The sequence below is a fragment of the Allokutzneria albata genome, from assembly GCF_900103775.1.
Taxonomy (GTDB): domain Bacteria; phylum Actinomycetota; class Actinomycetes; order Mycobacteriales; family Pseudonocardiaceae; genus Allokutzneria; species Allokutzneria albata.
On sequence record NZ_LT629701.1, the window covers coordinates 5,608,139 to 5,631,795 of the forward strand.

25 protein-coding genes are annotated in these 23,657 nt (G+C 69.8%); 4 read left to right on the top strand and 21 right to left on the bottom strand.

Going from position 1 to position 23,657, the window contains the following annotated elements:
- Nucleotides 1–148 precede the first annotated feature (148 nt).
- Entirely contained in the window at nt 149–1,783 is a 1,635-nt protein-coding gene (locus BLT28_RS25145) for a type VII secretion-associated protein (protein WP_030427426.1), read from the bottom strand.
- Complete coding sequence (locus BLT28_RS25150; RefSeq protein ID WP_030427425.1) at nt 1,780–5,796, bottom strand: type VII secretion protein EccC; 4,017 nt, start codon at nt 5,794–5,796, stop codon at nt 1,780–1,782. The genes BLT28_RS25145 and BLT28_RS25150 overlap by 4 nt, the downstream gene beginning before the upstream one ends.
- A gap of 201 nt (nt 5,797–5,997) precedes the next feature.
- Between BLT28_RS25150 and eccD the strand changes: the two genes are divergently transcribed.
- Nucleotides 5,998–7,374 carry a type VII secretion integral membrane protein EccD gene (gene eccD, locus BLT28_RS25155; protein ID WP_030427424.1) on the top strand — a complete coding sequence of 459 codons (1,377 nt, stop codon included), beginning with the start codon at nt 5,998–6,000 and terminating at the stop codon, nt 7,372–7,374.
- Nucleotides 7,374–8,708, top strand: coding sequence for a type VII secretion-associated serine protease mycosin (mycP, locus tag BLT28_RS25160; protein ID WP_052406887.1), 1,335 nt, complete (start codon nt 7,374–7,376; stop codon nt 8,706–8,708). Before eccD ends, mycP begins: the two co-directional genes overlap by 1 nt.
- 18 nt (nt 8,709–8,726) lie before the next feature.
- On the opposite strand, the gene eccB is transcribed toward mycP, so the two are convergent.
- Entirely contained in the window at nt 8,727–10,253 is a 1,527-nt protein-coding gene (gene eccB / locus BLT28_RS25165) for a type VII secretion protein EccB (RefSeq protein WP_030427422.1), read from the bottom strand.
- Nucleotides 10,254–10,356: 103 nt separating this feature from the next.
- Between eccB and eccE the strand changes: the two genes are divergently transcribed.
- Both eccE and BLT28_RS25175 read left to right on the top strand, forming a co-directional pair.
- Nucleotides 10,357–11,613, top strand: coding sequence for a type VII secretion protein EccE (gene eccE, locus BLT28_RS25170; protein ID WP_052406886.1), 1,257 nt, complete (start codon nt 10,357–10,359; stop codon nt 11,611–11,613).
- A gap of 14 nt (nt 11,614–11,627) precedes the next feature.
- Nucleotides 11,628–12,341, top strand: a complete 714-nt coding sequence (locus BLT28_RS25175) for a hypothetical protein (protein WP_030427420.1) — start codon at nt 11,628–11,630, stop codon at nt 12,339–12,341.
- Nucleotides 12,342–12,711: 370 nt separating this feature from the next.
- On the opposite strand, the gene truA is transcribed toward BLT28_RS25175, so the two are convergent.
- From truA to rpsH, 18 genes are all read right to left on the bottom strand, one after another.
- The gene (gene truA / locus BLT28_RS25180; RefSeq protein ID WP_030427419.1) at nt 12,712–13,590 is read right to left on the bottom strand and encodes a tRNA pseudouridine(38-40) synthase TruA; all 879 of its coding nucleotides are present in this window, start codon (nt 13,588–13,590) and stop codon (nt 12,712–12,714) included.
- Entirely contained in the window at nt 13,587–14,138 is a 552-nt protein-coding gene (gene rplQ / locus BLT28_RS25185; protein WP_030427418.1) for a 50S ribosomal protein L17, read from the bottom strand. Before rplQ ends, truA begins: the two co-directional genes overlap by 4 nt.
- A gap of 61 nt (nt 14,139–14,199) precedes the next feature.
- Nucleotides 14,200–15,249, bottom strand: coding sequence for a DNA-directed RNA polymerase subunit alpha (locus BLT28_RS25190; protein ID WP_030427417.1), 1,050 nt, complete (start codon nt 15,247–15,249; stop codon nt 14,200–14,202).
- 170 nt (nt 15,250–15,419) lie between these two features.
- Nucleotides 15,420–16,025, bottom strand: a complete 606-nt coding sequence (rpsD, locus tag BLT28_RS25195) for a 30S ribosomal protein S4 (protein ID WP_030427416.1) — start codon at nt 16,023–16,025, stop codon at nt 15,420–15,422.
- 23 nt (nt 16,026–16,048) lie between these two features.
- Nucleotides 16,049–16,456, bottom strand: a complete 408-nt coding sequence (rpsK, locus tag BLT28_RS25200; protein ID WP_030427415.1) for a 30S ribosomal protein S11 — start codon at nt 16,454–16,456, stop codon at nt 16,049–16,051.
- Between the two features lie 32 nt (nt 16,457–16,488).
- Nucleotides 16,489–16,869: a 30S ribosomal protein S13 gene (gene rpsM, locus BLT28_RS25205; protein ID WP_030427414.1), complete on the bottom strand. Its 381-nt coding sequence runs from the start codon at nt 16,867–16,869 to the stop codon at nt 16,489–16,491.
- A 167-nt stretch (nt 16,870–17,036) separates the two neighbouring features.
- On the bottom strand, nt 17,037–17,150 hold the full coding sequence (gene rpmJ / locus BLT28_RS25210) for a 50S ribosomal protein L36 (protein WP_010148647.1): 114 nt from the start codon (nt 17,148–17,150) through the stop codon (nt 17,037–17,039).
- Between the two features lie 55 nt (nt 17,151–17,205).
- Entirely contained in the window at nt 17,206–17,427 is a 222-nt protein-coding gene (infA, locus tag BLT28_RS25215) for a translation initiation factor IF-1 (RefSeq protein ID WP_005166804.1), read from the bottom strand.
- Nucleotides 17,428–17,658: 231 nt separating this feature from the next.
- Entirely contained in the window at nt 17,659–17,823 is a 165-nt protein-coding gene (locus BLT28_RS40440) for a hypothetical protein (protein WP_156050523.1), read from the bottom strand.
- Between the two features lie 175 nt (nt 17,824–17,998).
- Nucleotides 17,999–18,790: a type I methionyl aminopeptidase gene (gene map, locus BLT28_RS25220; RefSeq protein ID WP_030427413.1), complete on the bottom strand. Its 792-nt coding sequence runs from the start codon at nt 18,788–18,790 to the stop codon at nt 17,999–18,001.
- A gap of 4 nt (nt 18,791–18,794) precedes the next feature.
- Nucleotides 18,795–19,346, bottom strand: a complete 552-nt coding sequence (locus BLT28_RS25225) for an adenylate kinase (RefSeq protein WP_030427412.1) — start codon at nt 19,344–19,346, stop codon at nt 18,795–18,797.
- Nucleotides 19,346–20,665 carry a preprotein translocase subunit SecY gene (gene secY, locus BLT28_RS25230; protein WP_030427411.1) on the bottom strand — a complete coding sequence of 440 codons (1,320 nt, stop codon included), beginning with the start codon at nt 20,663–20,665 and terminating at the stop codon, nt 19,346–19,348. Before secY ends, BLT28_RS25225 begins: the two co-directional genes overlap by 1 nt.
- Nucleotides 20,666–20,936: 271 nt before the next feature.
- Nucleotides 20,937–21,380 carry a 50S ribosomal protein L15 gene (gene rplO, locus BLT28_RS25235; protein WP_030427410.1) on the bottom strand — a complete coding sequence of 148 codons (444 nt, stop codon included), beginning with the start codon at nt 21,378–21,380 and terminating at the stop codon, nt 20,937–20,939.
- A 2-nt stretch (nt 21,381–21,382) separates the two neighbouring features.
- The gene (gene rpmD, locus BLT28_RS25240; protein ID WP_030427409.1) at nt 21,383–21,565 is read right to left on the bottom strand and encodes a 50S ribosomal protein L30; all 183 of its coding nucleotides are present in this window, start codon (nt 21,563–21,565) and stop codon (nt 21,383–21,385) included.
- 5 nt (nt 21,566–21,570) lie between these two features.
- The gene (rpsE, locus tag BLT28_RS25245; RefSeq protein ID WP_030427408.1) at nt 21,571–22,215 is read right to left on the bottom strand and encodes a 30S ribosomal protein S5; all 645 of its coding nucleotides are present in this window, start codon (nt 22,213–22,215) and stop codon (nt 21,571–21,573) included.
- 49 nt (nt 22,216–22,264) lie between these two features.
- Nucleotides 22,265–22,669 carry a 50S ribosomal protein L18 gene (rplR, locus tag BLT28_RS25250; RefSeq protein ID WP_052406885.1) on the bottom strand — a complete coding sequence of 135 codons (405 nt, stop codon included), beginning with the start codon at nt 22,667–22,669 and terminating at the stop codon, nt 22,265–22,267.
- Complete coding sequence (gene rplF / locus BLT28_RS25255) at nt 22,666–23,205, bottom strand: 50S ribosomal protein L6 (RefSeq protein WP_030427406.1); 540 nt, start codon at nt 23,203–23,205, stop codon at nt 22,666–22,668. The genes rplR and rplF overlap by 4 nt, the downstream gene beginning before the upstream one ends.
- Nucleotides 23,206–23,223: 18 nt before the next feature.
- Nucleotides 23,224–23,622: a 30S ribosomal protein S8 gene (rpsH, locus tag BLT28_RS25260; RefSeq protein WP_030427405.1), complete on the bottom strand. Its 399-nt coding sequence runs from the start codon at nt 23,620–23,622 to the stop codon at nt 23,224–23,226.
- Nucleotides 23,623–23,657 lie beyond the last annotated feature (35 nt).

Below are 23,657 nucleotides of genomic sequence, written 5' to 3' on the forward strand. Positions count from 1 at the left end.
TTACAGCCCCAGACCATGCCACGAGCCGTTCCGAGACGGCGACGCAATGCGGCAAGTTGTTGCGCTTGTGAACGCGGTCCACCTGATTGGTGGGACCCGATCGCATTCTGGTAGGGAAAGTCACTCTGGCATTTGCCCGTGAAATTACTCAGCCGGTGCCGGAGAGTGTGCGGACCACGTGTTCGCACGCCCTCGCGACCTCATCCCGGCCGCCCGGCGTGCTCTGGCAGCCCACGATGAGCTGCTTCGGGCCGTCGAAGACGACGTACCACTGCACGACCGATCCTCGCAGCTCAAGCCCGTACCGAGCGACCTCGCGGCCGCCGAACCGGACCGAGGGCGCGAAGCCGGTGATGCCCGACGGGGCTTCGGCCTCCACTGCCCTGCGGAGTTCACCGAGCGCCCGTTCCGGTTCCAGCGTCGCGTTGTAGGACAGCGGGCGTTGTTCCACGCCGATCACGTCGTCGGTGTCCGGGCTCGCGGTTCTGCGCAGCTGGACCTTGCGTTTCGTGGCATCCCCGCCGCTGTGTTCCCATCCGTCGGGAACGCGGAATCGGTAGTCGTACTGCGCGAGTTCCTTGCCACCGCTTCCCCCGAACACCACAAATCCGGTGATCACCGTCGCGGCGGCCACGAGAACCGCGACCGCGACGAATACCGCCTTGGATCGGCGACGCGGCGGGGCCGGTGGTGGCGGCGGCTGGGACAGGGGCACCGGTTCCGGGGCCGGTACCGGTTCGGGTGCGACCGGGACCGCGCACAGGGCCCCGCGAGCCACCACGGTCTCCGGCTGGTCGAGCGCGGTGGGCACCGTGCCGAGCCGATCGTGAACCAGCCGGGCGAGCAGCGGGATGCGGCTGGAGCCGCCGACCAGGAAGACCCCGTCGACGTGCACCCCTGCATCCCGCACGGTCGCCGCCAGCAGCTCGACGGCGCGGGCCAGCCGCCCGTGCACGAGCCGCTCCAGTTCCACGCGGGGCACGTGCGCGTCGGTGAACGGCGGGGGCATCGGGATGTCGGTGTAGGCGTGCCGGGACAGGGTCTCCTTGGCGCTGCGGACGTCCTCGTGCAGCACCCGCCGACGTCGGCGGTCGGGCAGTTCACGGCCCTCGACGAGCCGCTGCCACGCCTGCGGGTCCTCACCGGAGACCCGCATGCCGACGTGCTCCAGCAGCGCCTGGTCGATGTCGGCACCGCCGAACCCGGGGTCACCACGGCTGGCCAGCACCTCGGACCCCCGGACCACGCCGGCGTCCACGGTCCCGCCGCCGATGTCGAGCACGGCGAGCACGCCGGTCGATCCCGTGCTCACGGCGTAGAACATCGCTGCCGCAACGGGTTCCGGAACCAGGACGACGCGACTGGCGAGCCCGGCGGCGGCCTGAGCGAGCGCGCCGAGGCGGACGGAACCCCAGTTCGCGGGGTGGGTCAGCACGAGCACGTCGACCTGCGCACCGCCGGCGATCCGGCGCGCCTCGGCCACGACGAGCGCGAGCACCGCGGCCACCACGCGCACGACCGGGACGACGAGGTTGCCCAGCAGCAGCTCGCCCTCGTCCATGCGGCGCTTGGGATGCGGCTCGAACCGCGCGGGGTCGATCGCGGCCTGGCGCTCCGCCTCACGGCCGACGAACACGGTCCCGTCAACGGCGACGAACACCGCGGAGGGCACCAGCGGCCTGCCGTCGATCAGCACCACGGCGGGTTCGGCGCCGTCGACCGACAACGCCGCGCACGTGCTGGACGTGCCGAAGTCGACGGCGAGCCGGACCCTTTCGGTCATGCGGGGTCCAGCCAGGCCAGCTGCACGACCCGCTGGCCGGACCTGCGGTTGACCAGGATGCCCCGGCCGGGCGGCATCGAGGACGGCTTCACGGTGCCGACGAGCGCGCCCTCGTCCCGGTTGCCGCTCATCACGATGCCCGGCGCGGACTGCTCGCGCAGCTTGCCGAGCACCGGGTCGTAGAGCGCCCTGCTGGCCCCGCCCGAGGCCCGCGCGACGACCAGGTGCAGGCCGATGTCCCTTGCCTGCGCGAGGAAATCGCCCAGCGGGGCGAGCGGGTTGTTGCCCGAGGTCGCCACCAGGTCGTAGTCGTCGACGACCAGGAACAGCTCGGGGCCGGACCACCAGGAGCGGTTCTTCAGCTGCTCCTGCGTGACGTCCGGGCCGGGCAGCCGCTTGGTCAGCGAGGCGTGGATGTCCTCGACCATGCCGGTGAACTGCTGCGATCCGGCCGCGTAGGCCAGCAGGTGCTCGGAGGTGACGAAGCCGAGCATGGTGCGGCGGTAGTCGACCAGGATGATCCGCGCCTGCTTGGGGGTGAAGCGGTCGACCACGCCCTGGACGATCGTGCGCAGCAGGTTGGTCTTGCCGGACTCCTGCTCGGCGAAGCAGACGAAGTGCGACTCGGACTCGAAGTCCAGGTACACCGGCTTGAGCTCGTCCTCGTCGATGCCGATCGGGATGGCGTGCCGGGGCAGCTCGGCGCTGGGTGCGGGCAGCCGGGCGTAGGGGAAGGAGTCCGGCAGCATCCGCACCGGCGGGGCGCAGCGCCCGCGCCAGGCCGCGGCGATCTTGGCTACCGCGTCGGAGATCCCGGTGCCGACGTCCTCGGCGGTCATGGGCACTCCGGAGGACGCCTTGGCCGCGCCGTCGATCCTGGGCAGCGCGGTGAGGAAGTGCAGCCGGTCCCTGGACACACCGCGCCCGGGGCGGTCGGCGGGCACGTTGAGCGCGACTCGTCTGTCCACATCGGACTCACTGGGATCGCCGAGCCGCAGTTCGAACCGCGTGCCGAGCAGGTCCTTCAGCGACGGGCGGATCTCGGCCCAGCGCGTCGCCGCGACCACGACGTGCACGCCGTAGGCCAGGCCCTGCGCGGCGAGCTTGACCACGTCCTCTTCCAGCAGCTCGAACTCCTGCCGGAACGCCGCCCAGCCGTCCACCACGAGGAACACGTCACCGAAGGCGTCGTCGACGATCTCACCGCGGCGCTTGCGGGCGCGGAACTCCACCATGGACTCCACGCCCAGCTCGCGGAAGCTCTCCTCGCGCTCGGCCAGCAACGTCTTGAGCTCGGCGACCATGCGCCGCACCAGGTCCGGGGAGAACCGGCCGCCGTAACCGCCGACGTGCGGCAGGCCCTGCAGGGACGCTAGCGTGCCGCCGCCGAAGTCGAGGCAGTAGAACTGCACCTCCTCCGCGGTGTGCGTCAACGCCATCGACATCACCGTCGACCGCAGCAACATGGACTTGCCCGCGCGCGGCGCGCCGACGACTGCCGCGTGTCCGCCACCGCCGGAGAAGTCGGCCCACAGGGTGTCCCTGCGCTGCTCGTAGGGACGGTCGACGATGCCGACCGGGGCGATCAGCTTCCCGGCACCGAAATAGTCCACAGGGGACAGTCCGCGGTCCTCGGTCGCGGAGAGGTTGGGCAGCAACAGGTCCAGCGAGGGCGGCTCGTTCAACGGCGGCAGCCACACGGCGTGCGCCTCCGGCCCCTTGCGCTGCACCCGGCGGACGACGATGTCCAGCTCGCTCGGCTCGGTCGGCTGTTCCGGCTGCTTCGCGGGTTCGTCCGCGGTGACCGGAACCTCCGGCTCCACCGGGATCTCCACGAAGTCCGGGACGAACAACTTCGGCCTGCGGTCACCGGTGACCGGGGCGGTCGCGCGGACCGCCTGCATGCCGGGCGGCCGGTGCGGGCCGGAGACGTAACAGGCTTTGAAGCGCACCAACGTGTTCGTGTCGAACTTCAGGTAGCCCGAGCCCGGGACCGGCGGCAGCTCGTAGGCGTCGGGGACGCCGAGCACCGACCGCGACTCCGACGCGGAGAAGGTCTTCAGGCCGATGCGGTAGGACAGGTGCCCGTCCAGCCCGCGCAGCCTGCCCTCCTCGAGCTGCTGGGACGCGAGGAGGAGGTGGATCTGCAGCGACCGGCCGAGCCGTCCGATGGCGACGAACAGCTCGATGAAGTCCGGCTTGGCCGACAACAGCTCGGAGAACTCGTCGACCACGATGAACAGGGCGGGCAACGGGTCCAGGTCCGCGCCGTTCTCCCGCGCCCGCTCGTACTCCCAGACGTTCTTGAAGTTGCCGCCGTCGCGCAGCGCCTCCTGGCGGCGGTTCATCTCGCCCGCGATCGCGTCCTGCATGCGGTCGACCAGGGTCAGGTCGTCGGCGAGGTTGGTGATCACCGCGGCCACGTGCGGGGCGGTCTCCAGGCCCGCGAAGGTCGCGCCGCCCTTGAAGTCCACCAGGATCAGGTTCAGCATCGCCGAGGAGTGCGTGGCGATCATGCCGAGCACCAGGGTGCGCAGGAACTCCGACTTGCCGGAGCCGGTCGCGCCGATGCACAGGCCGTGCGGGCCCATGCCGCCGACCGCGGCCTCCTTGATGTCCAGCTCCACCGGCTGACCGTGCTCGCCGACGCCGAAGGCCACCTTGAACCGGTCGCTGATCGGCCGCGGCCGCCACGCGTGGGCGATCTCGAAGCTCATCGGGTCGCCGAGGCCGAGCAGCTCGAACAGGCCGGTGTCGGAGGTCAGCAGCGGCTCGTCGACCTGCTCCGCGCCCGCGCCGGTGATGATCCGGTACGGCGAGATCCGCCTGGCCAGCGCCTCCGCCTCGGTCACCGTCATCGCGTCCGGCCTGCCGAACCACTCCACGCCGCCGGTGCCGCTGAGCGCGCCGATCCTGCCGTCCTGGATGGTCAGCCGGATGCCTCGGCGCTTGGACAGGGTGCCGATGGAGTCCGAGAGGTCCAGCAGCGTGACGCCGGACAGGCCCTCGGTGAGCAGCACGTGCTCGTCACCGTCGACCTCGCCCTCGTCGACGACGATCACGACGTGCGGCAGCTCCGGCTGCTGCTGGCCGCCCTTGGTGAAGCGCGGGCGGTCCCGCATCTCCTCCGCCAGCCAGGTCTCGACCTGCTTGAGCGAGCCGGTGATCATCCGCAGCGGGCCGATGCCGTCGGTGAGCCTGGGGTGCTGCGCGTGCGGCAGCCACTTCGCCCACTCCCACTCCGCCCGCGCCCGGCCCGTCGCGACGACGGCGACCAGGACGTCGTCCGGCGCGTGGAAGGTGACCAGCTGGGCCAGCAGCGCGCGGGCCAGCGCACGGGTCTGCCCGCGCTCGCCGTGCAGCGCGACCGCGGCGAAGGCCCGCAGCGTGAACACCGACGGCAGGTCCGGGACGATCGAGTGGGCGCGGATGAACTTGCGCAGCGCCAGCGTGGTGATCGGTTCCAGTTCGTCGACCGGCCCCGTCTCCGGCGGGCGCAGGCGGGTCTCCAGCCGCTGCGGCCCGCGCCCCATGCGGAGGTGGCAGAAGTCAGGGTCGCTCGCGCGGCGCTCCCACATCCGCCGGGTGGCGGCCAGCGACCACAGCGCCTGCGGGTCGGGGTGCACCCACTCCCGCGCCTCGCGCTGGTCGCGCCCGGCCTGACGAGCGCGTTCCCGCATCTGCCCGAGATACCGCAGGTAATCCTTGCGGTCCTCGTTCATCTCGGCCTTTTTCTTGCCGCTCCCGCCGAATCCTCCGCCCGCCATCATCCCGATGGTGGACAGCAGGAACATCCCGCCGAAGATCAGCGAGCTGGGATTCTGCCCGCCGGTGAGGAACACCAGCGCCATCATCAGCACCGAAGCCCCGATCATCACCGCGGGCAACATCTTCATCAGGATGTTGGCGGGAATCACGCGGGGCACCTCGGGCGGCGCTTCGAGAAGCAGCTCACCACCTGGCATACGGGGCGGGCTCAGTCGCGCGGACCGCTTGAACTGAAGCGTGCTCACCGAAGCAGTACCTCTTAGCTCGTCAGGGTCGTCTCGACAATTCGGCGGTCCCCCAAGACTGCCCTACCCCCTTCCGGCGGATTCACCGAACCCGAAGTACTGCCGGACGGGGCTTGGCCATACTAGGGGCGCTCGGTACGCCGTTCCGGTCGATTCGGTGATCGCCCACCGGGACGGGCTAACAAAGCACAGGGGGTGCTGGTGGCTACCGCCACGACGGTGTTCAGCAGGGTGACGGTGCTCGCGCCGCAGACGCGGATCGACGTGGCGTTGCCCTCCGATGTCGCGGTGGCGGACCTGCTGCCGATGCTGCTCAACCTGGCAGGCCAGGTGACGCCGGACGGCGGCGCCCGGCACGGGGGCTGGTGCCTGGGCAAGCTCGGGGAGCCCCCGCTCGACCTGAGCCGGACCCTGGCCTCCCTCGGCGTGGTCGACGGCGACCTGGTGCAGCTGCGCCGCCGCAACGAGAACCCGCCGCCCCCGCTCTACGACGACGTGGTCGACGCGATCGCCGACGCCGAGCCCGGCGGGCTGCGGCCGTGGACCAGCGACACAGCGCGCAGGCTGGGCAACATCGCCTGCGGCCTGGCCCTGCTCACCGCGGCGGTCGCCGTGCACCTGGCCGGAGCCCGCTTCCCGCTCGCCGCCGCGATCACCGCGGGCGTCGCCGCCCTGGTCGCGATCGCCTCCGGCTCGACGGTCACCCGCGTGCACCGCGCGCCGGACTCCGGTGTCGTGATCGCGGCCGCCGGTGCGCTGCCCCTGGCCTTCGTGTGCGGCCTGCACGCGGTGCCGGGGCGGCTCGGACCGGCGAGCCTGGTGCTGGCGTTCGCGGCGATGGGCGTGATCTCGGTGATCAGCCTGCTCGTGCTCGGCGGCGGGATCACGGTGTTCGTCGCGGGCGCGGGGGTCGGAGCCACCGGCGCCGTCGCCAGCCTGGTCGCGGTGTTCCTGCCGAACTCGCTCGCGGGCATCGCCGCTGGGGCAGCGGCGGTCGCGCTCGCGGGCCTGTCCGTGCTGCCCAGGCTGACCATCCAGCTCGCCAAGCTCCCGCTCCCGCACGTGCCCGGCAGTGCCGCCGAGCTCAAGGAGGACGACGAGTTCCCCGACTACGCGGTGATCGAGCGCCGCGCCGGCCTGGCCCACCAGTACATGACCGGCATGCTCATCGCGTGCGGCCTGGTCGCCGCGGCGGGCGCGGTGATCGCGGCGGGCGGTTCCTCGTGGTTCGCGCCGATGTTCGGCGGTGTGGTCGCCGCCGTGCTGCTGCTGCGCGCCCGCACCTACGCCAACGGCGGCCAGGCGATCGCTCTGCTGGCCACCGGGTTGCTGACGGCGACCGGGCTGATGGTCGCCTGGTTGCTCCGCGCGAGCCCGCTGCACCAGATCCTGTGGGTGTTCGGCCTGCTCGTCGTCCTCGCGGCGACCGCGATCATGCTCGGCGTTGTCGTGCCGAAGCAGCGGTTCTCCCCCGTGCTGCGTCGCTCGGTCGACGTCACCGAGGCCGTGCTGATCGCGGCGGTGCTGCCGCTCGCGCTGGCCGTGATGGACCTCTACAGCGTCGTCAGGCACCTGTGATGCACCGGCTGATCGCCCTGGCCGGCGTCATTGCGCTCGCCCAGCCCACGGCGGAGTTCACCCCGGCTCCGCGCTACCCGACGCCTCCGCCGGTCAGCTACGACGTCACGGCGCTGAAGAAGGACCCGGCTCCCGACGTCACGTACACGCAGGACAAGTCGTGTGTCGAAGGCCGGGTGAACGGCGATGTCAACGTCAAGCCCTGGGGTCAGATGGGCCTCAACCTCGAAGGAGCGCGGCGCTTCGGCCGGGGTGAGGGCCAACTCGTCGCGGTGATCGACACCGGGGTCAACCGCCACCCCCGCCTGGCCGGGCGGTTGACGAGCGGCGGTGACTACGTCCAGAGCGGTAAGGACGGCACCACCGACTGCGACGGTCACGGCACGATGGTCGCGGGCATCATCGCGGCCGACGACGCCGACCGCGAATCCGCGTTCGAAGGCGTGGCCCCCGGCGCGAACATCCTCGCCATCCGCCAGTCCAGCAAGGCGTTCGGCGCGCAGAAGAATGGCGTGCCTGCCCGCGCGGGGGACCAGTCCACGCTGGCGCAGGCGATCGTGCGCGCGGCCGACAGCAAGGCCAAGGTCATCAACATCTCCTCGGTGGTCTGCATGGCCCCGGGGGAGAACTGGCCCCTCGTCCAGGCCGCGGTGCGCTATGCCCGCAAGCAGAACTCTGTCATCGTCGCTGCTGCGGGCAACGTCACCAGCGGCAAAAACAGCAACTGCGGCAACCCCAACCGCCCTGACTCCATCCTGACCGTGCCCACCCCGGCCTGGCTGGACGAGGACGTGCTCACCGTCGGCGCGCTCAACGAGGATGGTGCGCCTGCCAACTTCACGCTGGGTGGCCCGTGGGTGGACGTGGCCGCCCCCGGCACGAACAACATCTCGCTCGACCCCAAGGAGGGGGCGAGCGGATTGGCCAACCGCTACGTGGACGGCAACGAGCTCCACGGTGTCGACGGCACCAGCTTCGCCGCGCCCTACGTCAGCGGTGTCGTCGCGCTGGTCCGCGCCCGGTACCCACACCTGGACGCGACGCAGGTGATGGAGCGGATCAAGCGGACGGCGCGCCAGCCGCTGGGCAGATCGGCCCGTGACTTCCACATCGGGTACGGGATGGTCGACCCGGTCGCGGCGCTGACCGCGGTGCTGCCGGAGGAGCAGGGCATCAACCCGCAGCCACCGCTTCGATCCACTGTGGACATCGCGGCGCCGCCACCGGTCGACAACCGCCCGCTCACGGTGGCCCTGGTGGGCTCGGGAATCGCACTGGGCCTGCTGGCGCTCACCCACCTCGCCGTGCGCGCCCGTCGCCGCCGCGCCACCTGACCCCAGCCCCCGTCGGGGTCAGCCGCCGGGCTGCGCCTCGCGGGGGTCCTTGCGGCGCAGGATCTTCGAGTCGTCCAGCGGGACCGCGTCGAACACCCGGCGGGCCTCGCGCGGGTCGAGCCTGGGGCCCTCCGGCAGCAACCGCAGGATGCTCTCCGGCGCGGGCAAGTAGGGCGCCGCGAGCCCGAGTCCCTCCGCCGTGCGCGTGTCCGGGATGCCGAACTTCACGCCGCGGTCGGAGACGAGCTGGATCGGCCCGGTCTGGAGGTCGTACTCGGACGTCGCCGCGCGCACAACGGCACCACGGCCGGGCGGCAGGTAGAAGCTGTCGAGCGCCTCACCGTTGCCGTCGGCCTGCGCCAGCTGCACGGGCTTCACGTTCGGCCCGAGGCTGTCCCCGACGGTCACCGCGGACGTCGGCCGCCCGTCCTTCGGCGTCCACCCCAGGCACGTCACCGGGGCCTTCTCGATGTTCAGGATGGTCGGCGCGACCCGGGGGAAGTCCTTGACCTGCAAGGAGTTCACGGCCTGGAGGTGGATCATCTCGTTGTCCGGCATCTCCGCCCAGCCCGTGCCCGCGGTGGTGGAACGGATCAGCTGCGCGACGGTCTCGCTCACCTGCTGCTTTCCGTTCTTGAGCAGCACGTAGAACTGGTAGTCGCCCCGGGCCCGCTCCATCCGGACGACGGACCCGACCTTGTGGTTGCCACTGCCGAAAGCGGTCGGCTCACCGCGCTGCGCGATCTCCGGCGCGCGCAGCTCGGCGACCTCGGGGATGGCGTTGAGCAGGCCGCTGCTGACCTTGCGCGCTTTCTGCCCGGTCAGCTGGAAGGTCTCGCGGACCGCGGCGTTGCCGAGGTCCACCTTCGCCCGCACGGTCGCGGTCCCCGTCATGCCCATCTCGTCGTCGGCGGTGAAGACCAGGTAGGTCTGGCCGTTCGGGGCCGCCAGCAGCAACCCCTCCTTCGGCCCCAGCCGCCTGCCCGGCGCGGCGATCCCGGCCAGCGCGGTGGTGCGCAGCTCCGGCCGCTCGTCCGGGTCCGGAAGGTCCAGCTTCCGGGAGAGCTGGTCGCAGACGGCCCATTCGGGTGAAACTCTCAGGTCTTTGTCGGGAAGCAGCTCGGGAGCACCCGGAATTCCGGTGAATGCCCCCCTCGGAACATCGGTGAGCTTCGATTCGTCCACCCGCGACGGAGTTCCCGACGCGGTACCCCCGGTGGTCATCAGCAACAGCCGCGCCGAGGCCATGTTGGCCACCGGGATCAGCTGGCGGGGGTTCGACGTGGCGACGAAAACCGCCCCGGTTTGCTCGCTGATCACGATGCCGTTATCCGGCAGGGTTCCTTTCGGCTTGATCAGACCGTAGACCAGGAATCCCAGAATGATCGCGACGGCGACCACGGCCCCGGCGGCGGTCGCCCGCATTTGGGTGCGCGCCGGTTCATGGATCATCACCGCGTCCTTGCGCACCAACGCGGACTCCATGCGGCGAACGACGAATCGATACGCCTGCACCTGTGACTTGGTTGTGGGAGTTGAGGGCATTCTCGTTTGCTGCTCTCCACTGCGCGGTAGCGTTACGGACCGGTGCCTAATGCGCCTAGAGGGCACCTTACTGGCAGCCAGCGCGGGGAGAGACCGAACCGGAATGTCCGTGACAACGAACCCCACTCCGCCCCCTGTCGTCCTGCGCGCGCGGCGGCGCACGGTGGGCGCGAGCCTGGGCGCGCTGCCCGTGGCGAACCTCGTCGTCTTCCAGGTCGGCGCCGGGCTCGGGCTGGTGCTGCTCGCGGTGAACCGCGCGCTCCTGCCCGTCGCGGCCGGGCTCGCGGTCCTCGGTCTGCTGATCGCGACGACCCGGTGGAACGGCCGCTGGATGACCCAGTGGATCGCGCTCACCGCCCGCTACGCGTTCCGTTCCCACCTGCGCACCGCGCGCCAGGTCGCCGCGACCGCGGACGAGCCCGGCCAGACGACGCTCGGCGCGGAGGACCGCAGGGTCGCGCTGCTCCGGCTGGCCGTTCCGGACCTGGTGGTCGCGCAGGCCACCGACCACGACCGCAACCCCATCGGCCTGGCCTGGCACGAGGGCACGTGGACGGCGGTCCTGCTGGTCGACCCGGCTCCCGGGCTGATCACCAAGGTCGGCAGCACGCCCAACCTGCCGCTGTCCGCGCTCGCGCCGTGCCTGGAGGACCGCGGCGTCGTGCTCGACTCGATCCAGGTGATCTGCCACTGCTACCCGGGAAGCGCGGCGCTGCCCGCGAGCTCGCCCGCGCTGGCCTCCTACCTCGAAGTCCTCGGCCCGCTGCCGACCGCGGCGCGGCGCACCACCTGGGTGGCCGTGCGGCTCGACCCGCAGCGCTGCCTCTCCGCGATCCGCGAGCGCGGCGGCGGCGTCGTGGGTGCGCACCGCGCGCTGCTCGGAGCGCTGTCCCGGGTGGGAAACGCCCTGGCGGCCAAGGGAGTGCAGACCCGACCGCTGGACACCGACGAGCTGCTGCGCGCCGGGATCTCCGCGGCCGAACTCACCACGGCGACCGCGACCTCGGACCCGGTCCAGCTGCGGGAGCGGTGGACCGGCGTCACCGCGGCCGGCGTCGGTCACGCCAGCTACGCGGTCACCGGCTGGCCGAGCCGGGGTGGCCAGGCCAGCCTGAACGCGCTGACCGGTGTGCGCGCGCTGTCGGCGACCGTGTCCGTGGCGATCTCACCGAGTGACGAGGACGGCAACGTGGGCCTGCGCGGCCTGGTGCGGGTCAGCGCCCGCACCCCGAAAGAACTGGAGCAGGCCGACGAGCGCCTGCAGACGATCAGCGAGCGGCTCGGCCTGTCCCTGACCCCGTTGCGCGGCATCCAGCTCGCCGGGTTCGCCGCGTCGCTCCCGCTCGGAGGAAACACGTGACCCCTCGCGGCAGGATGCTGGAGAACAAGGCCGCCGACCTCGGTGTCGCCCCGGAGTTCACCGTCTCCCCGGACATGCTCGACGCGATCAGCCCCTCCGGCGACCGCGGTGGCATGGTGCTCGGCTGCGGTGCGCAGGGCGAACCGCTGTCGGTCTCGGTGCTGCGCAACGCCCCGACCCGGATCGCCCTCGTCGGCGGGCTGTACCTGGCGCGCCAGGTGGCGATGCGGGCGATGGCCACCGGAGCGTGGGTGGTCGTCGCGACGGGACGGCCCGCGGCGTGGCACGCGCTGACCAGGGCGGCGGGCCAGGGCCCGGACGGACGACCGGTGCCGCTGGTGCAGATCCGCAGGCTCACCCCGGTCGAGCTGCCCCGGGGTTCGGAGGACGGTCCGCTGCTCGTGGTGCACGACGGCACCGCGGTCCCCCAGGAGCTGTTCCCGCCGCGCTCTCCCTGGCAGACAACGCTGTACGTGCTCCCCTACCTGCACCCGCAGGCGACGTCCACGGTGACCGGGGCCGATCTGGCGCTGATCCAGCGGCTCCCGGTCGGCCAGGCGCAGCTCGCCGGGCGGATGTGGCGACTGCCGCCGCACCTGGTGCAGCAGCTGAGCTCGCTCGGCGACGACATGGCGGTAGCGGTCGGCCCGAACCTGTGGCTGCCCATCCGGTTGATCACCACACCGAGCGAACAGCAGCTGCTCGGCCCCATCCGCCGGGGCGACTGACGCTTCAGAAGCCTTGGGGTTCAGCGGACATCGGCCGATCCATCCCATCGGGCCAAATCAGTCCTTTTTGGACAGATCCGTGCCGGGGAGGGCCCTGGGGTCGTCCCGTCGTTGATCAACACCGAGGGGATGGCACCACGACAACCACTGCGGTTCAGGCCTGATCCTGGTCAAGGCGCGCTGGAGCAACGGCAACTCCTTCACCACGTACCAGGGCCCCGGCAGCATCCCGTTCTACGCGGACGGCCAGCACGAGGTGGTCAACGCCTACTACGTGCCGAAGCCGCGGCGACCATGCCGAACATCAACGGCGCGGAGATCTGCCGCACCGGCCAGCCGAGCTTCCCCTAAGCACGCACACCACCGCAGGTCACCCGCCGAGCACTCGCACCCGGCGGGTGACCTCGGCGCGTTCGGCCAACTGCTCGTTGGCCGGGTAGTCAACTCCCACAAGGGAAAGCCCGTGCGCAGGGGCGACGGTCACCGAACTCGCCCGCACCGTGGAGCGCAGCAGCGTCGCGGGCCACTCCGGCCCCTTCCGCCCGTCCCCCACCGCGAGCAGCGCGCCGACCAGGCTGCGCACCATCGAATGGCAGAACGCGTCGGCGGAGACGTGCGCGACGAGCTCCTCGCCATCGGGAGCCCACTCCAGGCGCTGCAGCTGCCGCACCGTCGTCGCGCCCTCCCTGCGCTTGCAGAACGCCGCGAAGTCGTGCTCCCCCAACAACAACCGCGCGGCCTCGTTCATCGCGTCCACGTCGAGCGCACGCGGCCAGGCGACCACCTCGCGCGCGCGCAGCGGAGCCGCGCCGTACTCGGCGGCGGTCACGCGGTACTCGTAGTGCCGCCGCAGCGCGCCGAACCGCGCGTCGAACTCCAGCGGCACCTGGCGGATCGAGAAGACCCGGACGTCCGGCGGCAGCAGCCGGGCCAGCCTGCGCACCAGACCGTCCGCTTCGGACGGATCGGGGGAGTCGAAGTGGGCGACCTGGCCGGTGGCGTGCACCCCGGCGTCGGTCCGCCCGGCCACGGTGAGCTGGACGTCCCGCCGGGTCAGCAGCGACAGCGCGTCCTCGAGCACCCCGCACACCGTGCGCCTGCCGGGCTGCCTCGCCCAGCCGGAGAAGTCCGTGCCGTCGTAGCCGAGGTCCAGCCGGAACCGGTACGGACCCGGTACGCGGACGAGCCCGCCGCCCTCCGGAGTGGAGGAAGCGGCGGGCTCGTCGGACTGCGATCGTCCGGACGTCACTTGTCGGACTTGTCCTTCAGGTCGGCCTCGACGGTCTCGACCGAACCCTCGGCCTGCTCCTGCTCGGAAGCGGCCTCGGTGGTCTTGGGCGCCTCGGCGTCGACGTCGGCAGCCGGGGCGGCCTCGGTCTTCTTCGCCTCGTCCTTGGCGAACTTGGTGCCGCGAGCGGCGTTCGCCTCGGCGGTGACGGTGCGCTCGGTGATGAGCTCGATCACGGCCATGGCCGCGTTGTCGCCCTTGCGCGGCATCGTCTTGGTGATGCGGGTGTAGCCACCGTTGCGCTCGGCGAAGTGCGGGCCGATCTCGGCGATCAGCTTGTGCACGATGTCCTTGTCGCGGATCAGCTTCATGATCTCGCGACGGTTGTGCAGGTCACCGCGCTTGGCCTTGGTGATCAGGCGCTCGGCGTACGGACGCAGCCGCCGCGCCTTCGCCTCGGTGGTGGTGATCCGGCCGTGCTCGAACAGCGACGTGGCCAGGTTGGCCAGCATCAGCCGCTGGTGGGCAGGCGACCCACCGAGCCGGGCACCCTTGGTGGGGGTGGGCATCTCTTGCTCCTCTTGAGATCAAGCTGCGCGACGCCGCTGGGGGCGCGCACAGTGCGCAGCTCTACAGCTGCTCGGTCTCGGCGTAGTCGTGGCCATCGTCGTTGCCGTGGTCGACCCCTGCGGACCAACCCTCGGAGGTGTAGTCCGCCGCGGCGGCCGACGGGTCGAACCCGGGCGGGCTGTCCTTGAGCGCGAGCCCGAGGCCTGCCAGCTTCAGCTTGACCTCGTCGATCGACTTGGCGCCGAAGTTCCGGATGTCCAGCAGGTCCGCCTCGCTGCGCGAGACGAGCTCACCCACGGTGTGGATGCCCTCGCGCTTGAGGCAGTTGTAGGACCGGACGGTGAGGTCGAGGTCCTCGATCGGCATCGCGAACGCGGCGATGGTGTCCGCCTCCGCGGGAGACGGGCCGATCTCGATGCCCTCTGCGTCCACGTTGAGCTCACGGGCCAGCCCGAACAGCTCGACGAGGGTCTTACCGGCCGAGGCAACCGCGTCCCTCGGGGTGATCGAGGGCTTGGTCTCCACGTCCAGGATCAGCTTGTCGAAGTCCGTGCGCTGCTCGACACGGGTGGCCTCGACCTTGTACGTCACCTTCAGCACCGGCGAGTAGATCGAGTCGACCGGGATCCGGCCGATCTCGGCACCGGCCTGCTTGTTCTGCATCGCCGGGACGTAGCCGCGACCGCGCTCGACGACGAGCTCGATCTCCAGCTTGCCCTTCCCGTTGAGGGTGGCGATGTGCAGGTCGGGGTTGTGCACCGTCACGCCCGCGGGCGGGACGATGTCGCCGGCGGTGACCTCGCCGGGACCCTGCTTGCGCAGGTACATCGTCACCGGCTCGTCCTCCTCGGAGCTGACGACCAGCTCCTTGAGGTTGAGGATGATGTCGGTGACGTCCTCCTTCACGCCGGGGACCGTGGTGAACTCGTGCAGCACGCCGTCGATGCGGATGCTGGTCACCGCCGCGCCCGGGATGGACGACAGCAGGGTCCTGCGGAGGGAGTTGCCGAGCGTGTAGCCGAAACCCGGCTCCAGGGGCTCGATGACGAAGTGGGACCGCGTGTCGTTGACCGACTCCTCGGCCAGCGACGGGCGCTGAGAGATGAGCACTGGCTGTTCCCTTTCCTACCGGTGACCGCTATATGACACCGAGAGAAATGACGCACCGGAGACCAGGCGGACCTGGAGACCCGGCAGGGCGACGGCACACCCTGTAGTGCCGCCACCGGGGTCGGACGCGAAGCCGGGGCGATCGCCTGAGACGACCGCCCCGGAACACGTCACTTCGAGTAGAGCTCGACGATGAGCTGCTCCTGGACCGGCACATCGATCTGTGCGCGCTCCGGGAGCTGGTGCACGAGCACCCGCAGGTTCGACGGAACGACCTGCAGCCAGGCCGGGACCGGACGGTCGCCGAGGGCTTCCTTCGCGGCCAGGAACGGCAGCGTCGGCAGGGACTTCGGCTTCACGTCGATGATGTCGTACTGCGAGACGCGGAAGCTGGGGATGTTCACCTTCTGGCCGTTGACCAGGAAGTGACCGTGCGCCACCAGCTGACGAGCCTGACGCCGCGTGCGAGCGAGACCGGCGCGGTAGACCACGTTGTCCAGGCGCGACTCGAGGATGCGCAGCAGGTTCTCACCGGTCTTGCCGGGGAGACGCACGGCTTCCTCGTAGTAGCGGCGGAACTGGCGCTCCAGGACGTTGTAGGTGAAGCGGGCCTTCTGCTTCTCCTGCGTCTGGAGCAGGTACTCGCTCTCCTTGATCCGCGTGCGGCCGTGCTGGCCGGGCGGGTAAGGACGGCGCTCGAAGGCCTTGTCGCCCCCGATGAGGTCGACCTTGAGCCGACGGGACTTGCGAGTCGCGGGACCGGTGTAACGAGCCATTGTTTTCTACTCCTCTCCCGCGCTCAGACCCGACGCCGCTTGGGCGGGCGGCAGCCGTTGTGCGGCTGCGGGGTCACGTCCTGGATGGTGCCGACCTCGAGGCCGGCCGCCTGGAGCGAGCGGATGGCGGTCTCGCGGCCGGAGCCGGGACCCTTGACGAAGACGTCGACCTTGCGCATGCCGTGTTCTGCGGCCTTGCGGGCGGCGTTCTCGGCGGCCATCTGGGCCGCGAACGGGGTGGACTTCCTGGAGCCCTTGAAGCCGACGTGGCCGGCGGAGGCCCAGGAGATCACGGCGCCGTTCGGGTCCGTGATGGAGACGATGGTGTTGTTGAACGTGCTCTTGATGTGGGCGTGCCCATGGGAGACGTTCTTCTTTTCCTTACGCCGGATCTTCTTGACCCCGGCGCCCTGGCGGGACTTGGGAGGCATGGTGCTTCGGATCTCCTAGCTACGCGGGGGTCTTACTTCTTACCGGCCTTCTTCTTGCCGGCGACCGTCTTCTTCGGGCCCTTGCGGGTGCGGGCGTTGGTCTTGGTCCGCTGACCACGCACGGGCAGGTTGCGACGGTGCCGCAGACCCTCGTAGCAGCCGATTTCGACCTTGCGGCGAATGTCGGCCGCGACCTCGCGGCGGAGATCACCCTCGACCTTGAAGTTGTTCTCGATGTAGTCCCGCAGCTTGACCAGCTGGTCGTCGCCGAGGTCCTTGGCGCGCAGGTCCGGGCTGACGCCCGTCGCGGCCAGGATCTCCTTGGAACGGGTTCGGCCGATGCCGAAGATGTAGGTCAGCGCGATCTCCATCCGCTTCTCGCGGGGGAGATCGACGCCAGAAAGACGTGCCATACGGCTCTCTAGCTCCTGTACTCGCTTCAGGTCTTCTCCCCGCCCGTCCCGGAACCTGGGTTCCGGGCCCCGGCCTGAAGTCCGGGGGTGTGTCCCGCGCCGCGAGCGGCGCGAACAGGTACGAGGAGGCTTGTGTTGTGTCGTCTAACCGCGACGAGCGGGTGATCTCAGCCCTGACGCTGCTTGTGGCGCAGGTTCTCGCAGATCACCATGACCCGGCCGTGACGGCGGATCACCTTGCACTTGTCGCAGATCTTCTTGACGCTCGGCTGGACCTTCACGGTCGTGCACTCCTGCTTGGCCGCGTGTCCGGACCGCGTCCGGACACCGTGGAGGTCACTTGTAGCGGTAGACGATGCGGCCGCGGGACAGGTCGTAGGGCGACAGCTCCACGACTACCCGGTCCTCGGGCAGGATGCGGATGTAGTGCTGCCGCATCTTGCCGCTGATGTGCGCGAGGACCTTGTGGCCATTCTCCAGCTCAACGCGGAACATCGCGTTGGGGAGTGGCTCGACCACGCGGCCCTCGACCTCAATGGCCCCGTCCTTCTTGCCCATGTCCTCCGCGTTTCGTGACGGTGACAGATCATCTGACATGCCCGGAGTCCGGCGCGAGCCGGTAGCCGGGCGCGGACGTCCGCAACGTCAGGATCCTGTCGAGCCCGGTCACGAGCGAGGGGTGAGAACCCACATGCCACTATGGAGTCAGGCGCAATAAGAGCCAGCGCGACGGACGCGCCGTCCCAATAGTGTAGGCGGCCGCCGCACAGCGGCCAAACCGGCCCCCGTTCAGGACCGCTCGCGGTGCCGTTCACCGGCCCAGGAGAGCACCTCCAGCGCGCCCCAGACGCTCACCGGCCAGACGAACCACGGATATCCCAAACCACCGGTGACCAGGCCCGTTACCGACCAGACCGCGATCATCACCAGGCTGGCCCCCAACCAGGTGCGCATGGATTCGCCCACACCGAGCAGAGTTTCAGTTGGTGAAGGACACAGTCGTCATCCGCGATGTGTATTCCGGAACACCCCCCGTGGAGGTAGCGATCACTCCTCCTCGGCGCAGCAGGGGAAACACCACCGCCCCCGGCCGAAGGATCGGCTCGGGGGCGGTCGGTACGAAGATCGTCTAGTCCTCGGGGGCGGTGAGCACCCAGGGACCGTCCTCGGTGACGGCGACGGTGTGCTCCCAGTGCGCGGCCCTGGTGCCGTCGGTGGTGATCACCGTCCAGCCGTCGGAGAGCTCCTCGGTGCGGTCGGTGCCCAGGGTGAGCATGGGCTCCACCGCGAGGGCCATGCCGATCCGCAGCCGCGGGCCCTTGCCGGGCTTGCCCATGTTCGGCAGGAACGGCTCCATGTGCATCTGCGAGCCGATGCCGTGCCCGCCGTAGCCGTCGACGATGCCGTAGGTGCGGCCGTCCCTCTCCTCGGAGGCGATCACCGAGCTCTCGATCGCGAAGGAGATGTCGGTCAGCCGGTTGTCTGCGCGGACCTGCTCGATCCCGGCCCACATCGAGGCCCTGGTGGCGTCGGAGAGCTCCTGCTCGGCCTGGGTGATGGCGCCGATGGCCAGGGTGACCGCGGAGTCGCCGTGCCAGCCCTCAAGGATCGCGCCGCAGTCCACCGAGAGCAGGTCGCCCTCGGCCAGCACCTGGGCGCGGCTCGGGATGCCGTGCACGACCTGCTCGTTCACCGAGGCGCAGATGCTGCCGGGGAAGCCGTGGTAGCCCTTGAAGGAGGGCACCGCGCCCGCGTCCCGGATCGTCTGCTCGGCCAGCTCGTCGAGTTCCAGCGTGCTGACCCCGGCCCTGGCGGCCGCGCTGACCGCGGCCAGCGCCCTGGCCACCACGATTCCCGCGGCGCGCATGGCCTCCAGCTCACCGCGGGTCTTCAGCTCGATACCGCGTCCGCGCTTCAGCATCGGCTCACGCGTCCGCGCGCAGGGCCTTGAGGGCGCGCTCGGAGATGTCCTCGACCGAGCCCACGGCGTCGATGGTGATCAGGATGTCGCGGTAGTAGTCCAGCAGCGGAGCGGTCTCCGAGCGGTAGATCTGCTGCCGCCTGCGGATGATCTCCTCGGTGTCGTCGGCCCGGCCCCTGGCCAGCAGCCGCTCCACCACGATGTCCTCGGCGATGTCGAACTGCAGCACCGCGTCCAGCTTGGTGCCCTTCGCCGCGAGCAGCCCGCCGAGCACGTCGGCCTGCACGGTGTTGCGCGGGAACCCGTCGAGCAGGAAGCCGCCCGCCGCGTCCGGCTGCGCCAGCCGGTCCTCGACCATCGCGTTGGTCACCGAGTCCGGCACCAGCTCCCCGGTGTCCAGGTAGCGCTTGGCCTCCTGGCCGAGCGGGGTGAGCTGGCCGATGTTCGCCCTGAACAGGTCACCGGTGGAAATGTGGGGCACGCCGAGCTTCTGGCTCAGCACCGTGGCCTGCGTGCCCTTGCCCGCTCCGGGCGGGCCGACGAGGACGAGTCTCACTACCGGAGGAACCCTTCGTAGTTGCGCTGCATGAGCTGGCTCTCGATCTGCTTCACGGTGTCGAGACCGACGCCCACCATGATCAGCACGGCCGTGCCGCCGAACGGGAAGTTCTGGTTGTTGCCCTCCTGCGTGACCGTCAGGAAGAAGTTGGGCAACACGGCGACGATGCCGAGGTAGAGCGAGCCGGGCAGCGTGATCCGGCCGAGCACGAAGCGCAGGTACTCGGCGGTCGGGCGCCCTGGGCGGATACCGGGGATGAAGCCGCCGAACTTCTTCATCTCGTCGGCGCGCTCGTCCGGGTTGAACGTGATCGCCACGTAGAAGTACGTGAAGAAGATGATCAGCAGGAAGTAGATCGCGATGTGCACCGGGCTGGACTGCTGCACGATGTGCGTCGCGATGAACTGCTGCCACCAGCTGGGCTCGGTGGTGGAGCCCGCGGCCAGCTTCGAGATCAGGTCCGGCAGGTACAGCAGCGAGGACGCGAAGATCAGCGGGATGACACCGGCCTGGTTGACCTTCAGCGGCAGGTAGGTCGAGGTGCCGCCGTACATACGGCGGCCGATCATGCGCTTGGCGTACTGCACCGGGATGCGGCGCTGGCCCTGCTCGACGAACACCACGCTGACGATGATCGCCAGGGCGAACACGCAGACGACCGGGAAGACGATGGCGCCGTCGGGCCGCTGCAGGATCATGCCGCCCTCGGGGATGATCCGGGCCGCGATCGAGGTGAAGATCAGCAGCGACATGCCGTTGCCGACACCGCGCTCGGTGATCAGCTCACCCAGCCACATGATGACGGCGGTGCCCGCGGTCATCGTGATGACGATGACGACGAGGTTGAACACGCTCTGGTCCGGGATGACGTCCCGGTCGCAGTTCTGGAACAGCTGCCGCTGGACGGCGAGCGCCACGATGCCGGTGGACTGCAGGATGCCCAGCGCGATGGTCAGGTAGCGGGTGTACTGGGTCAGCTTGTTCTGCCCCGACTGCCCTTCCTTCTTCAGCTGCTCGAAGCGCGGGATCACCACGGTGAGCAACTGCACGATGATGCTCGCGGTGATGTAGGGCATGATGCCCAGCGCGAAGATCGACAGCTTCAGCAGCGCGCCACCGCTGAAGAGGTTGATCAGCTGGTAGAAGCTCTGACCGCCGGACTCCTGCTGGCGGATGCACTCCTGGACATTCACGTAGGACACGCCCGGAGACGGCAGGGTGGCACCCAGCCGGTACAGCGCAACGATTCCGAGAGTGAAAAGGATCTTGCGACGCAGGTCGGGCGTCGTAAGAGCCGAGCGGAAGGCGCTGAGCACCCGAGACCTCCTCGGCGTGGCCGGCGTGACCGCCGACTACTGGCTGGGGCCGGCACGTCCTGCCGGCGGGATCAATTGCAGGCTTCACACGCTTCGCGCGCGTGGCCGAAGCGTGCTGACGACTGTAACAGCAGCCGCCGAGGGGCCGGTGCCCCCGTCCGGAGTCCTTGCCACGGTGGACAAAACAGCCGTTCAGCCGGGAGCGAACGGCGTAGCCCGGACAGACTTCGGGGCCGGGAGGCGACTCGCTTCCCGGCCCCGAAATCAGGTGTCACACAGTGGTGGTGGTCCCACCGGCGGCAGTGATCTTCTCGACGGCGCTGCCGGAGAACTTGTTCGCCGTCACGTCGAGCTTCACGCCACCCAGGTCGCCGTCACCGAGGACCTTGACCAGGCTGTTCTTGCGAACAGCACCGGCCTGGACCAGCTCGGCGATACCGACCGCGCCGCCCTGCGGGAACAGCTTGGCCAGCGCGGACAGGTTGACGACCTGGTACTCCACGCGGAACGGGTTCTTGAACCCCTTCAGCTTGGGCAGCCGCATGTGGATCGGCATCTGCCCACCCTCGAAGGCGGCAGGCACGTTCTTGCGCGCCTTGGTGCCCTTGGTACCACGGCCCGCGGTCTTGCCCTTGGAGCCCTCACCGCGACCGACACGGGTCTTCGCGGTCTTGGCGCCCGGGGCCGGACGCAGGTGGTGAATCTTGATGGTCATGGTCAGTCGACCTCCTCGACCGCCACCAGGTGCCGCACGGTGTGGATCAGACCACGAACCTGCGGCGTGTCCTCGCGGACAACTGACTGGCGGATCTTGCGCAGGCCGAGAGTCCGCAGGGACTCGCGGTGGTTGCGCTTCGTGCCAATCGTGCTACGCAGCTGGGTGACCTTCAGGTTGGCCATGACGATCACACCCCCTGTCCGGCACGGGCGCGCAGCATGCCTGCGGGAGCGACATCCTCCAGCGGCAGGCCACGACGCGCGGCGACCTCTTCGGGGCGCTGCAGCATCTTCAGAGCGGCAACGGTGGCGTGCACGATGTTGATGGGGTTGTCGCTACCCAGCGACTTGCTCAGCACGTCGTGCACACCGGCGCACTCCAGCACCGCGCGCACCGGGCCACCGGCGATGACACCGGTACCGGGGCTGGCGGGGCGCAGCAGGACGACGCCCGCGGCGTCCTCACCCTGCACGGGGTGCGGGATGGTGCCGGCGATGCGAGGCACCTTGAAGAAGTGCTTCTTGGCCTCCTCAACGCCCTTGGCGATGGCGGCCGGCACCTCCTTGGCCTTGCCGTAGCCGACACCGACCATGCCGTCGCCGTCACCGACGATCACCAGGGCGGTGAAGCTGAAGCGACGACCACCCTTGACGACCTTGGCGACGCGGTTGATCGAGACGACGCGCTCGATGTGAGGGGTCTTCTCCTGGGCCGCCCCGCCGCGGCCGCTGTCGCGGCGGTCCCTACGGTCGCGACGCTCGCCGCGCTCGTTGCCACCACCGGCGTTGCCGCCGGGGCCACCGCCGCCGAATTGCCGTGTACGTCCCGGCATCAGGCGTTCCTTCCGTTGTGACGAACCCAGATCTCGTTGTTCCGCATGATCAGAACTCCAGCCCACCCTCGCGGGCCGCGTCGGCCAGCGCGGCGATCCGGCCGTGGTAGTTGTGACCACCCCGGTCGAACACGACCTGTGCGATGCCCGCGTCCTTGGCCCTGGCGGCGACGAGCGCGCCGACCTTGGCCGCGCGAGCCTTCTTGTCGCCGTCCAGCGCGCGGACGTCGGCCTCCAGCGTGGAGGCCGAGACCACCGTGCGACCGGCCAGGTCGTCGATCACCTGCGCGACCATGTGCCGCGAGGAGCGGGTGACCACCAGGCGCGGACGCTCGGCGGTGCCGCTGATCTTCTTGCGGAGCCGGAAGTGCCGGCGTGCACGGGCAATGCGACGCACCGTGGAGACGTCCTTGCCCACCCGCTTGCGCTTCGTAGCAGTCTCGCTCATGCTCACTTACCCGTCTTTCCGACCTTGCGGCGAACGTTCTCGCCCGCGTACCGCACACCCTTGCCCTTGTACGGCTCCGGCTTGCGGATCTTGCGGATGTTGGCGGCGACCTCACCAACCTGCTGCTTGTCGATGCCCTGGACGGAGAACTTCGTGGGGCTCTCCACCGCGAAGGTGATCCCCGCGGGCGGCGCCACCTTCACCGGGTGGCTGAAGCCGAGCGAGAACTCCAGGTCCGAGCCCTTGGCCGCGACGCGGTAACCGACGCCGTGGATCTCGAGCTTCTTCTCGTAGCCCTGGGTCACACCGATGATCATGTTGTTGACCAGGGTCCGGGACAGGCCGTGCAGCGAGCGGCTCTTCCGCTCGTCGTCGGGCCGCGCCACCTCGAGCGTGCCGTCCTCGGCGCGCTTGACGGTGATGGGCTCGGCGACCGTGTGGTTGAGGGTGCCCTTGGGCCCCTTCACCGTCACGAGCTGACCGTCGATCGTGACGTCGACGCCAGCCGGAACGGAGACCGGCAACTTACCGATGCGTGACATGCCGTAATCCCCCTTCCGCTACCAGACGTAGGCGAGGACTTCCCCGCCCACAGCCTGCTTGGTGGCCTGTCGGTCGGTCAGCAGACCGGACGACGTGGAAATGATCGCGACGCCGAGGCCACCGAGAACCTTGGGCAGGTTGGTGGACTTGGCGTAGACGCGAAGACCCGGCTTGGAGACCCGGCGCACACCAGCGATGCTGCGCTCACGGTTCGGGCCGTACTTCAGCGTGACGATCAGGTTCTTGCACTTCTCACCCTGCTCATCGCGGAAGCCGGCGATGTAGCCCTCACGCTGCAGGATCTCAGCGATGCTGGCCTTGAGCTTGGAGTGCGGCATCACGACCTCGTCGTGATAGGCCGAGTTCGCGTTGCGCAGACGAGTGAGCATGTCTGCGATCGGGTCGGTCATCGTCATGGTGACCTTGTCAACCTTTCTCGCCCCGGTTCCCG

Coding starts and splice junctions, on each gene's coding strand:
- rplO (WP_030427410.1), bottom strand. CDS start 21,380: ATGACCATCAAGATTCACCACCTGCGTCCGGCCCCGGGCGCCAAGACC.
- rpmD (WP_030427409.1), bottom strand. CDS start 21,565: ATGGCCAACCTGAAGGTCACCCAGCTGCGTAGCACGATTGGCACGAAG.
- rplF (WP_030427406.1), bottom strand. CDS start 23,205: ATGTCACGCATCGGTAAGTTGCCGGTCTCCGTTCCGGCTGGCGTCGAC.
- rpsE (WP_030427408.1), bottom strand. CDS start 22,215: ATGCCGGGACGTACACGGCAATTCGGCGGCGGTGGCCCCGGCGGCAAC.
- infA (WP_005166804.1), bottom strand. CDS start 17,427: ATGGGCAAGAAGGACGGGGCCATTGAGGTCGAGGGCCGCGTGGTCGAG.
- eccE (WP_052406886.1), top strand. CDS start 10,357: ATGTCCGTGACAACGAACCCCACTCCGCCCCCTGTCGTCCTGCGCGCG.
- rpsH (WP_030427405.1), bottom strand. CDS start 23,622: ATGACGATGACCGACCCGATCGCAGACATGCTCACTCGTCTGCGCAAC.
- rpsM (WP_030427414.1), bottom strand. CDS start 16,869: ATGGCACGTCTTTCTGGCGTCGATCTCCCCCGCGAGAAGCGGATGGAG.
- rpsK (WP_030427415.1), bottom strand. CDS start 16,456: ATGCCTCCCAAGTCCCGCCAGGGCGCCGGGGTCAAGAAGATCCGGCGT.
- mycP (WP_052406887.1), top strand. CDS start 7,374: ATGCACCGGCTGATCGCCCTGGCCGGCGTCATTGCGCTCGCCCAGCCC.
- BLT28_RS25175 (WP_030427420.1), top strand. CDS start 11,628: ATGCTGGAGAACAAGGCCGCCGACCTCGGTGTCGCCCCGGAGTTCACC.
- rpsD (WP_030427416.1), bottom strand. CDS start 16,025: ATGGCTCGTTACACCGGTCCCGCGACTCGCAAGTCCCGTCGGCTCAAG.
- eccB (WP_030427422.1), bottom strand. CDS start 10,253: ATGCCCTCAACTCCCACAACCAAGTCACAGGTGCAGGCGTATCGATTC.
- rplQ (WP_030427418.1), bottom strand. CDS start 14,138: ATGCCCACCCCCACCAAGGGTGCCCGGCTCGGTGGGTCGCCTGCCCAC.
- BLT28_RS40440 (WP_156050523.1), bottom strand. CDS start 17,823: ATGCGCACCTGGTTGGGGGCCAGCCTGGTGATGATCGCGGTCTGGTCG.
- BLT28_RS25145 (WP_030427426.1), bottom strand. CDS start 1,783: ATGACCGAAAGGGTCCGGCTCGCCGTCGACTTCGGCACGTCCAGCACG.
- map (WP_030427413.1), bottom strand. CDS start 18,790: ATGCTGAAGCGCGGACGCGGTATCGAGCTGAAGACCCGCGGTGAGCTG.